The 11,215-nt window shown below is 61.4% G+C and carries 10 protein-coding genes; 3 read left to right on the top strand and 7 right to left on the bottom strand.

Translation table 11 applies throughout. The annotated features are described in order from the left end of the window. Positions 1-428: 428 nt before the first annotated feature. A complete protein-coding gene (gene tyrS, locus QMK32_RS12995; RefSeq protein WP_283475322.1) occupies positions 429-1,709 on the bottom strand; it encodes a tyrosine--tRNA ligase in 1,281 nt (426 codons plus the stop codon). 38 nt (positions 1,710-1,747) lie between these two features. After that, positions 1,748-2,386 (bottom strand): DNA-3-methyladenine glycosylase, encoded by a 639-nt coding sequence (locus tag QMK32_RS12990; RefSeq protein WP_283475321.1) that lies wholly within the window; start codon positions 2,384-2,386, stop codon positions 1,748-1,750. Positions 2,387-2,476: 90 nt separating this feature from the next. On the opposite strand from QMK32_RS12990, the gene QMK32_RS12985 reads away from it, so the two are divergent. The 3 genes from QMK32_RS12985 to QMK32_RS12975 are packed head-to-tail and all read left to right on the top strand — an operon-like array spanning position 2,477 to position 4,580. After that, positions 2,477-3,217 carry an ABC transporter ATP-binding protein gene (locus QMK32_RS12985; RefSeq protein WP_283475320.1) on the top strand — a complete coding sequence of 247 codons (741 nt, stop codon included), beginning with the start codon at positions 2,477-2,479 and terminating at the stop codon, positions 3,215-3,217. Then, the gene (locus QMK32_RS12980; protein ID WP_283475319.1) at positions 3,214-3,969 is read left to right on the top strand and encodes an ABC transporter permease; all 756 of its coding nucleotides are present in this window, start codon (positions 3,214-3,216) and stop codon (positions 3,967-3,969) included. The genes QMK32_RS12985 and QMK32_RS12980 overlap by 4 nt, the downstream gene beginning before the upstream one ends. After that, positions 3,966-4,580 (top strand): TetR/AcrR family transcriptional regulator, encoded by a 615-nt coding sequence (locus tag QMK32_RS12975; protein ID WP_283475318.1) that lies wholly within the window; start codon positions 3,966-3,968, stop codon positions 4,578-4,580. The genes QMK32_RS12980 and QMK32_RS12975 overlap by 4 nt, the downstream gene beginning before the upstream one ends. 3 nt (positions 4,581-4,583) lie before the next feature. Here QMK32_RS12975 and QMK32_RS12970 read toward each other — a convergent pair whose 3' ends face one another. From QMK32_RS12970 to QMK32_RS12950, 5 genes are all read right to left on the bottom strand, one after another. Next, positions 4,584-4,790 (bottom strand): Trm112 family protein, encoded by a 207-nt coding sequence (locus QMK32_RS12970; RefSeq protein WP_269303798.1) that lies wholly within the window; start codon positions 4,788-4,790, stop codon positions 4,584-4,586. Between the two features lie 107 nt (positions 4,791-4,897). Then, positions 4,898-7,924 (bottom strand): AMP-binding protein, encoded by a 3,027-nt coding sequence (locus tag QMK32_RS12965; protein ID WP_283475317.1) that lies wholly within the window; start codon positions 7,922-7,924, stop codon positions 4,898-4,900. A gap of 93 nt (positions 7,925-8,017) precedes the next feature. Then, positions 8,018-9,463, bottom strand: a complete 1,446-nt coding sequence (argH, locus tag QMK32_RS12960) for an argininosuccinate lyase (protein ID WP_283475316.1) — start codon at positions 9,461-9,463, stop codon at positions 8,018-8,020. Next, on the bottom strand, positions 9,460-10,659 hold the full coding sequence (locus QMK32_RS12955; RefSeq protein WP_283475315.1) for an argininosuccinate synthase: 1,200 nt from the start codon (positions 10,657-10,659) through the stop codon (positions 9,460-9,462). Before QMK32_RS12955 ends, argH begins: the two co-directional genes overlap by 4 nt. 58 nt (positions 10,660-10,717) lie before the next feature. After that, entirely contained in the window at positions 10,718-11,212 is a 495-nt protein-coding gene (locus QMK32_RS12950; protein ID WP_502943592.1) for an arginine repressor, read from the bottom strand. Positions 11,213-11,215 lie beyond the last annotated feature (3 nt).

Genomic DNA, 11,215 nt, shown 5'->3' with positions numbered 1-11,215 from the left:
ACCAAATACAAAATTCGGCACTGACATTCATCGACACACTGTTGAGTTCTCAAAGAACACGCACACACCACACACCCACGAAAACCATGTCCTCGCAGCGCCTGGGGCAACCGTTCCAGCCTAGCTAATCCAAGCGACCGAGTCAATAACCCCGTCACATCAAACCACCCTCACACGACAACACCATCTTGCCGAATCAGGATTTTCAGTGCAAACCCCGTACAACCTCGTGTCCGGTCCGTGAAGACCAGGTCGGTGTCCGGCTCGCTCTGACTTGGATAAAGTTACGCGCAGGAGAACAACGCGTCAAATCCCCAGGTCACTGGAAGTCCGTCGGCCAAACTCCGTGGTGGCAGAAGGTCCGAGCTCTTGCTGCTAGCTCTTCCGTGCGAATCACACGCATGTGACTCCGGCCACCACAACACCGATTACAACGTTCCGGTGATCTGTACCCCGGCAAAGTTTCGCTTCCCACGGCGTACCACCAGCCATCGCCCATGAAGAAGGTCGCTGCTACTCGGCGTCCAGTCCTCGGTGACGACCTTCTGGTTGTTCACTGAAGCGCCGCCTTCCTTTACGGCCCGTCGCGCCGCGCCCTTACTGTCCGAGAGCCCGGTGGCTACAAGGAGATCGATAATCGTCTTGGGATCCCCCTCGTGAACCTGTGCAATCGACGCCTCGCGCAGTGCCGCGGCGAGAGTTGTCTCGTCGAGCTCTCCCAGTTCCGCGCGGCCGAACAACGCCTGGCTGGCAAGCTCCACCGCACGAGTGTTCGCTTCACCGTGAACCAGCGTCGTCATCTCGGCCGCAAGGCGACGCTGCGCCTCGCGGGCATGGGGTCGCTCTTTGGTTGCGATGTCCAGCTCATCGAGCTCGGCTCGATCCAGGAAGGTGAACCAGCGGAGGTACTTCACCACGTCGGCGTCGCCGGTGTTCACGAAGTACTGGTACCAGGCGTACGGGCTGGTCATCTCCGGGTCGAGCCACAGGCTTCCCCCACCGGTGGACTTGCCGAACTTTTTTCCATCTGCAGACGTGACCAACGGGACCGTCATCCCATGCACGGACTCTGCGTCCTGGCGCCTGTTCAGTTCCACCCCTGCAACGATGTTCCCCCACTGATCGGACCCGCCGATCTGGAGCGAGCACCCATACGTGCGCCTCAACTGCACGTAGTCGTTCGCTTGCAGAAGCATGTAACTGAACTCGGTGTAGGACATACCGTCACCGTCGAGCCGCTTCTTCACCGTGTCCCGTGCCAGCATCACGTTGATGGAGAAATGCTTGCCGATGTCCCGCAAGAAATCGATCGCCGACAGCTCGCCGGTCCAGTTCAGGTTGTTCTCCACAATTGCGCCGGTCGCGGTTTCGTCGAATTCGACGAAACGCTCGAGCTGACCACGGATGCGATCGGACCAGTCGCGGACGGTATCGGAGGAGTTCATGGTCCGCTCCCCCACATCCCTGGGGTCGCCGATGAGGCCGGTCGCGCCGCCTGCCATGACGATGGGGCGGTGTCCTGCTCGCTGAAATCGTTTCAGCGCGAGCAAGGGAACCAGGTGACCGGCATGCAGGCTGGGGCCGGTCGGATCGAAGCCCGCATACAGAGTGATCGGACCCGCCTCGGTCGCCTTCTTCAGCTCGTCCACATCGGTGGACTGCGCGATGAGCCCTCGCCAGGTCAATTCGTCGATAATGTTCTCACTCACGCGTTCGATTCTCCCGCATGTGCGTTACGACGCCATCGTCAGGCCTCCGGCTCACCCACGAGTCGAGCCTTCGGACTGCGCCGGTAGCTCGATACCGACGAACACCCTCGAATCCAGAATCGCCATTCCCTTTCTGCCGCAACACTGACTCCTACGCGCGGGCCGGATGCGATCTCATCGGAGTGCGCAGCAAACAGGGGCATTGCCAGAGTTATCGGCGAATCTGCGTCGAACAGCGCTGTTCCGTTGTCCGCGAGACCGATTCCGAGTGCGCTGCCGAGATTTCCCGGCCCCTTCGCCAAGGAAGCAGCCGATCTTGCTGCTGGGCGCCGGGCAGCCACGATGTCGTGGCCGTCAACAACCTCACCTGCCCGAAGAAGCACGGCGGCGGGCGTCCCATCGGGACCACAGCTGACGTTCATGCAGAGATGCATTCCGTAGCTGAGGTAGACGTACAGGCGACCCGCGGGTCCGAACATCACCGCGTTGCGGTTCGTCTGCCCGCGGTACGAGTGCGCGGCCGGGTCCGGCCACGGACCGTCGATCGGTCCGCCGTATGCCTCTACTTCGACGATTCGAACCACGACGCCGCCGGCGGTCAAAGTGCCACCGAGTATCCGTCGTGCCATATCCGGGGGATCACCGTATTCGAGTTCTGCCAGGTCCACGCGTCCCATGATGCCGTCCCTTGACCGCTGACCATCGCCGGGGTTATAAATTCATCATGCGATGAAATCATCGAATGATGAGATCCAGGAGGCACTGTTATGTCTGTCGACTCGGTGAATGCCGTCGAGATAACGAACCTCACCGTTCGACGCCGAAAAAGAGTGGCTCTCGATGATGTGAACTTGTCCATCCCACGCGGCACCATCACGGGGCTTCTCGGACCCTCCGGATGCGGAAAGTCAACGTTGATGCGGGCCATCGTCGGTACTCAGATAGTCCAGAGCGGAACGGTTGCCGTGCTCGGCTTGCCTGCCGGGTCCAAATGCCTACGCGCCACAGTCGGCTACGTCGCGCAAGCCCCCAGTGTCTACGGGGATCTGACTGTCCGCGAGAACGTCGCATACTTTGCCGCACTGTTCGGGCGCACAGTCGCCTCTGCGGACTCTGCCATCGAGTCCGTCGGGCTGACCGACCACGCATCGTCGCCGGCGGGTGAATTGTCCGGCGGTCAGCTGGGTCGGGTGTCGCTGGCAAGTGCACTGGTCGCCGAGCCCGAATTCATCGTCCTCGACGAACCGACCGTCGGACTGGATCCTGTACTCCGTGCCGAGTTGTGGAAACGATTTGCCGACCTCGCCGCATCCGGCACCACAATTCTGGTGTCCAGTCACGCCATGGAAGAGGCCGATCACTGCAGTCGACTGATCTTGATGCGCGACGGAAAAGTGCTGGCTCAGCTCAGTCCAGCCGAACTGCGATCCCGGACGGGCGAATCCAGCCTCGAACAAGCATTCCTCTCGTTGATCCTCTCCACGGCACCGATCGAGGCGGCGTCGTGAGCACGCGCATCTACGCCGCGGGTACCGGGCGGATCCTGCGGCAACTGCGGGCCGATCGTCGAACCGTCGCGATGATCTTGCTGGTCCCATCCCTACTGATGGTGTTGCTCTATTTCCTCTACGCCAATGTTCCGACACCGGCCGGCCAGCAGTCGTTGTTCGATCGCATAGCAATCGCGATGCTCGGAATCCTCCCTTTCGTGGTGATGTTCCTGATCACCTCCATCGCAATGCAACGCGAACGAACTTCAGGAACCCTCGAACGACTACTGACGACTCCGATGTCGAAGTTGGAGTTGCTGGCCAGTTACGGGTCGGCATTCTCCGTAGCCGCACTCGGTCAGGCCCTGCTCGCCTGCGCGGTAGCTTTCGGGGCACTCGGACTGACGACGACCGGACCAGTCGTGTGGGTTCTCGTCAGTGCTGTGCTCGTCGCGATGTTGGGAGTGTCGATCGGTCTACTGTGCAGCGCCTTCGCAAAAACCGAGTTCCAGGCAGTTCAGTTCATGCCATTGGTGGTGCTTCCGCAGTTCTTTCTCTGCGGCTTGCTCGTCCCGCGGGATCAGATGCCGGACTGGCTGCACATCATCAGTAACTTTCTGCCACTCACCTACGCCGTCGATGCTCTGCAAGAAGTCTCGCTGCACACCGGCGTCACTGGGCGAATGGGAGCCGACATCGCGGTAGTCGTCGGATTCACCGTGCTCGCTCTCTGTGCTGGAGCGGCAACGCTGCGACGGAGAACCCCGTGACCGAATCGAACGGTGTCGGGAGCAAATCAGGGCGAAGGCCAGGGCAATCGAAAACCCGAGAGGCGATCCTTGCGTCCGCTCGTACCCGGTTTGCGCGGTCCGGTTTCGATACGACCTCCATCCGCAGCGTCGCTGCCGATGCCGGCGTCGACTCTGCACTCGTCCATCATTACTTCGGCACCAAACGAGGCCTGTTCGTTGCAGCCATCGCACTCCCCGCAGACCCAGCCGAAGTTCTGGAACCTGTCGCAGCTGCCGATAACGACAACCTTGGTCGTGCCCTGGCAACGGCAATTCTGGGAGTGTGGGACTCAGAAGACGGTGAAGCCGTCATCGCAGCGTTCCGATCCATGATCGCATCCGGCGATACGACGTTGATCGGTACATTTCTACTGCAGGTCGCACTCCGCGACGTTGCGAAAAGAGTCGACAGCCCCAACGGCTCGGCGCTCGAACGCGTGAACCTCGTCGCGTCACAGATGGCTGGGCTGCTGCTCACCCGGCACATACTCGCGCTCGAACCACTGGCGTCGATGCCCGTCGCTCGGGTTGTCGACTGGGTAGCCCCGATTCTGCAGCAGTACCTCACCGGGCCCATGCCCGAAAAGTAGCGACTAGGACTGTGCCCGCGCCACAATGGACTCGTGCTCGGCCTGATCCACGTCACGCGCCTCATCTACCAGCAACACCGGAATCCCATTCTCGATCGGGTAAGCGCGCTGCAGCCGGGGGTTGTACAGCAGTTCGTCATCGACAAGTAGCAACGGCCCCTTGTCCACGGGGCACGCAAGAATGCTGAGGAGCGTCTGATCGATAGCCACTGAAGTCCTTCTCTCGGTGTTTGTCCTACCTGGCCGGAGCGAAGTCCGTGCGATCAACTTATCCGATGACCGATCCATCGCAGCCTCGACTGCCTGACGAGGGTCTGTCAGCTCTTCGTGAACTGTTCGGCGACAACCGCTTTGGTCAACCGTCGGTAAGACCCCGAGTCGGTGTCGTAGTACCAGGACCTGACACCCGGAACCGGAACCCCGGCCTTCTGCAGTTCGGTCATCTTTGGCCGGAACGCACGAGAAAGCGAAATCTCGTCGACGATGTGGACGATGTCGGGGCGATGAGCCGGCAGTAACACTGCCATCACATCGCTTACGGTTTTGACCGGCAGCGAGTTGTCCCCCCGCACGGACACCCCGCATACTGCAATCTCGTCGGCACGTCGATCCGAACGGTGATGTTCTCGGCTCGAACCGATCGGATCGACGCCGTACACGACAACCGACACGACGTCCTCGACGTCACCGAACGCGTCGATGATCGGCTGAGTGAAGACCGGTCCGCGTCGAGTCTTCACGACGGTGTCCTTGCGATCGATGAGCCAGAAGTCCCCGTCGGAATCGCGTCGAAATAGATTCTCCGTCGGGATCCACGAGTCTCCTGGCTGGAAGACATCGCGCATCAGCGGACTGGTAACCTCGCCGTCGCTTCCCGGACGTCCGAGTAGAAGGCCGACCTCATCGTCTCGGCACATGCGAACGAAACCGTCTTCGTCCTCTTCGAGCCGGCCGTTGATCGGATCGTAGGCGGCAAGTGCCACCCTGGCACTCCCCGGAAGCGGTCGGCCCTTGGAGCCGATTTTCGAACCGCCGACGTTGGCGAGGATCACGTCGTTCTCGGTGGAGGCATAGAACTCGAGTACGCGTGCAGGCGCGAACCGCTCCAGCGTCCGCTTCCAAAGACCGACGGGCATTCCAGACCCGATGAAGAGTCGAACCGGATGACTGAGGTCCAGAGCCGATAACTCGTCGTCTAGGATCGCCTGCATCATCGCCCAGGTGTAGCTGATGACGGTGACCCCGTACCGAGATACTTCTTCGGCGAATCTGGTCGGTTCGAGACCACGCGAGAGCGCTATGCGCGAACCGCCGGCAAGCGCGCCGCCCACGCTGACCAACAATCCGGCGGAATGGTGAAGAGGGGCAAGGCAATACACAGTGTCGCCACTACCCAAAGCCGCTGCTGTTGCGGTGCCGAACGCGGACAACGCCCAACGATGGTTGGTAATGAAGCGCGGCTCCAACCCTCGTTCGGTCGGGGTGAACAGCACCACTGCAAGCTCCCTGGCACGGCCAGGATCTGGCGAGTACCACGCGGGCAACCGCACCGAGTTCGGGTCGACCAGTTCGAGATCGATGACATCGGAGCCCAAGGGAATATCGAGAGTTCGAGCGTCTCCACCACCTAGAACGAGCACGTTGACAGCTACCGAGGTAGCGGCTTTCATGTTCTCGGGATCAGCGATGACGGTGTCGACATCGATCGCCCGCAACGCGCTCTCGAGATCTCCACCAGGCGGGAAAAGTACTGCGACAGCGCCGATTCGCGACAACGCTGCGATCGCCGCCAACGCGCTGGGGCGGGTGTCCATCAGCACCCCGATGCGAGCGGACGGCCGGACGCCCGACGCGACCAAACCTCTGACCACGTTGTCGATTCGAGCATTGACGGCTCGGTAGGTGTGGACACGGTCGTCGAACAGGAAGCACTCACCGTTGGGCGACTTTCGTCCCTGTTCCGCGATGAGTCGCCCCAAAGACACGAGAGTGTGGGGTTGCATCTGACCGAGTCGCGCCAGCCTCGGCAGAGTTCGGACTGCCTCGGTGGAGATCTCGCGAGTGCCACGCACCGCGCCGGCGGCAGCCGAAGCAAGTCCACGGCCGACTCCTACTCCCACCTCGGCAATCGAGGCTGCAGTGTGGATGATCCGGTTGCTCACCGATACACCACTCTCGGTGTCCTGGTGCTCGTCGTACATCATCTCGTGCGCCGCTTCGGGCTTGTCTCCAAGACCTTCACGCCAACGAACCCACTCCCCCGTTGTCGGCCACGTCTGCGATGCGGCCAAACTGCCGACTACGAGCCCGAAATGCCCTGCGCGAAGCGTACTTTCGTACACTTCTGCGCGCGGCGCCGCCCGCCTGATGCCGCGCACGGCCAGTGGCTGCCCGATGTCGTCGACCTCGCCGATGAACGCGAGAACCGGAACCGTCAAATTCGACAACGTGAGCAGGCGATCCTTGATGACGAACCCGCCGGTCATCATTCTGTTGTGCACCACGAATTGCTTCAAAAGCTCCGCAACAGCGGGACCCGACCACGCGACCCAGCCGTCGAGAGCAAGGAAGCGACGCTGTGGTTCGCGCGGGAGCAACGCCTCGCGGTCGTGAAGTTGTCGTAGAAAATCGAGCCGAGATCGCACGGTCTTGGCTGGATCGAGAAGTTGAAATCCAGTACGGGCCATCCACCCGGACACTGCCAGCCGCGTGAATACGTGGTCGGCAAGGAACTCGGCGCCTCGCGTCGCTACTCCGGCTGGAATACCGAGCGGCAGCGCTGCCAGCGTGTCGACCGGAGCGCCGAACGTGATGATGCTGGCCAGGTTTCGTCCGCCGCGATATGCAGCCGCTTGGTAACAGAACATCCCACCCTGGGAATAACCGGCCAGGTGGACGTCACGTCCGGTGTGCTCGTGAACCTTGTCGATGACCTCGCTGATGGCTACGACATGATCGGCGAGGGTACGACTCCATCCGCCCTCCTCGGTGTCGGGCGAACCGAAATCGAGGACCCACGGATCGAGGCCCATCCTGTGCAAAATCCCGGCGGCGCCATGTTCGGTGGTCACGTCGTATACGTCCGCCGACACCATCATAGGCGGAACGAGAACGACCGGAGGCCTGGAATCGGCACCAAGGGCGTCCGGGAAGTAGCGACGCAACTTGTACATCGGTTCTCGATCGACGATCTTGAAGGGAGATGAATCGACCTCGGTTTCGAGCCCGCCCAACCGGATGACTTCCAGTCCGTTCTGTGCAGTTGCGATCGCACGCCGCAACGGTCCGCGAACCGCGTCTCCATTCAGTCCCACAACTACAACTCCCGGTTCGATCCCCTGCATTTCGGGATATGGACTCCGACCGCCCACTTGCCACGTTTTCGCAAGCTTGCCATACGCCCGTCCGAAATCAGGCGAACATGACTGTTTTGCGTCTCAGTGCGTTCGGATGCCCGAATCGACCCAATTCCGAAGACGCTCCGCCGTCGAACGAACTCCGTTCAACTGCTTGACGACCTGAACCGCAGCAGTCCCACCCCGTGAATCACGAGAAGAGATGGATCCCTCGACGGTCAGAACGGTGCGCACCTCCGGCGTCAGAGCCGGGTCGATAGAGGACAACTCCTCATCGGTGAGTTCGGCCAAGCCCACGCCGCGTGCCTCGGCTGCCTTGACACAAGCACCTGCAGCTTCGTGCGCCACCCGGAACGGAATGCCCTGACGAACCAGCCACTCGGCGATATCGGTGGCCAACGTGAAGCCTGCCGGCGCCAGTTCTGCCAGACGATCGACATGAAACTCGAGGGTCAGCACCAAACCGGCAAGAGCTGGAAGCAACAACTCCAACTGGGCAACGGAGTCGAAAACCGGCTCCTTGTCCTCCTGCAAGTCCCTGTTGTACGCCAGAGGCTGAGCCTTCAGAGTTGCCAACAATCCCGTGAGATTTCCGATCAGCCGACCCGATTTACCACGCGTCAGCTCCGCGACGTCGGGATTCTTCTTCTGCGGCATGATCGAACTTCCGGTGGACCACGCGTCGGCCAGCGTCACGTAACCGTACTCCGGCGTACTCCACGAAATGATCTCCTCAGCCAGACGCGAGAGGTCGACAGCCGTCATCGCCAGGACGAACGCCGCCTCAGCCGCGAAATCACGTGAAGAAGTTGCATCGATCGAGTTCTCCGCCGAGGAATCGAACCCCAACTCCGCAGCAATCTTCTCCGGGCTCAACCCGAGTGAGGAACCAGCCAACGCCCCCGACCCGTAGGGCGACACAGCGGCCCTGACGTCGAAGTCCACGAACCGCTGAACATCTCGCAACAACGGATGAGTGTGGGCAAGGAGATGATGTGCAAGAAGTACCGGCTGCGCCGCCTGCGAATGCGTCTTCCCAGGCATGACCGCGCTCGAATGCGACGCAGCCTGCTGTGCAAGGGAATCCACTACATCGAGTACGCCCGTCGATACCCGACGAACAGCGTCACGTAGCCACATACGGAACAGAGTCGCGACTTGGTCGTTGCGTGAGCGGCCTGCCCGAAGACGTCCGCCTACCTCGGCTCCCACCCGATCGATCAGACCCCGTTCCAGTGCACCGTGGACGTCCTCGTCGGACTCCGCTGCTACAAATGCGCCGGATTCGACATCATCGGCCAAACCCTGCAAGCCGGCGAGCATCGTCTCGAGATCCTGAGCCGTCAACAAACCTGCGCCGTTGAGGACGCGGGCATGTGCCATCGACGCCCGAATGTCGTAGGGCGCAAGGACCCAATCGAAATGGGTGGACTTGCTCAGTGCCGCCATGGCCGCTGCGGGGCCGGACGCAAAGCGTCCGCCCCACAATGACCCCTCGTTGGTGCCATGAGCGCCGGACGAACTCACAATCCCAGATCCCGCTTGTGGGCGATCTTCGACGACAACCCATGAAGCTGGACGAAACCCTTGGCGGACGACTGATCGAAAGTGTCGCCCTCGTCGTACGTCGCGAGATTGAAGTCGTACAGCGACTTGTCGCTGCGGCGTCCGTTGACGCTGATGGAACCCGCATGCAGCGCAAGGCGGATTTCGCCGGACACGTGCTCTTGGGTGTGCTCGTTGAACGTATCGAGCGCACCCTTGAGGGGGGAATACCACAGACCGTCGTACACCAGCTCAGCCCACTTCTGATCGGTATGCCGCTTGTAGCGTCCGAGCTCACGCTCGAGAGTGACGTGCTCGAGTTCCTCGTGCGCACGGATCAGAACCATCGCGCCGGGTGCCTCGTAGATCTCGCGGCTCTTGATGCCCACGAGACGGTCCTCGACAACGTCGAGACGGCCGACGCCCTGTGCACCCGCTCGCGTGTTCAGTTCCTGGATCGCTTCGAGAACCGACACCGGACGGCCGTCGATGCTGACCGGGCGGCCCTTGTCGAAGCCGATGATGAGCTCGTCCGGAGCTGTCCAGTTGGCAGTTGGATCCTGGGTGTAGTCGTAGACGTCCTTCGTCGGGGCGTTCCACAGATCTTCGAGGAAGCCGGTCTCCACTGCACGGCCCCACACGTTCTGGTCGATGGAGAAGGGAGACTTCTTGCTGACGTTGATCGGAATCTTGTTCTCTTCGGCGAACGCAATCGCCTTCTCCCGCGTCCAGGCGTAATCGCGAACGGGAGCGAGGACGTCGAGCTCGGGTGCGAGTGTGTTGAATCCGACCTCGAAGCGGACCTGATCGTTGCCCTTACCGGTGCAACCGTGTGCGACGACTGTTCCACCGTGCGAACGAGCAGCCTCCACGAGATGCTTGACGATCAGCGGACGGCTGATCGCAGACACGAGCGGGTAGCGATCCATGTACAGCGCATTGTTCTGAATCGTCGGCAAGCAGTACTCATCGGCGAACTCATCCCGAGCGTCGACGACGACGGCCTCGACAGCACCACAATCGAGAGCGCGCTGGCGCACGACCTCCATGTCCTCACCGCCCTGGCCCAGATCGATAGCGACGGCGACGACCTCTTTACCGGTCTCCTTGCCGATCCAGCTGATGGCGACGGAGGTGTCCAATCCGCCCGAGTAGGCGAGAATGACGCGTTCGGCCATGATGTATGCGCTCCTTTGTAGCTGTGGGTAATTCTCGGTTTTGCCGTCGGCGGGACTGCTAATCCGCGCGTCTGGCCAATCTTTCCAGCTTGTCCGCGATCTCTTGTCCGGTGAGTGGTTCGCGGGCGATCACCAAAATGGTGTCATCCCCCGCAATAGTTCCCACAATCTCCCTCAACGAGGCCCGGTCGAGCGCGCTGGCGAGGTAGTGCGCAGCGCCCGGCGGAGTTCGGAGAACAGCTTGATTCCCACTCCAGTCCGTCGATACGAGCAGCTCGCCGAGCATGCGAGTAAGTCGGTCCGTTCCGCCGGATACTCCTCGAACAGGACTTCCGTCCTCGGGTACCACGTAGACTCCGGCACCACCGTCAGCCGCACGCAGTTTGACGGCTCCGAGCTCGTCGAGATCACGCGAGAGTGTCGCCTGGGTGACATCGATACCTTCGGCGACCAGTAACGATGCAAGCTCCGGCTGACTCCGCACCTGGTGTGTCGACAGCAAGGACACGATGCGTGCCTGCCTGCCCGCCCGCGTGGACGCCGTCAACGGCATCGA

The organism is Rhodococcus sp. H29-C3 (assembly GCF_030063405.1).
Taxonomy (GTDB): Bacteria; Actinomycetota; Actinomycetes; order Mycobacteriales; family Mycobacteriaceae; genus Rhodococcoides.
Note: the sequence above shows the minus strand (reverse complement) of the source record. Positions and strands in the feature narration are given on the sequence as shown.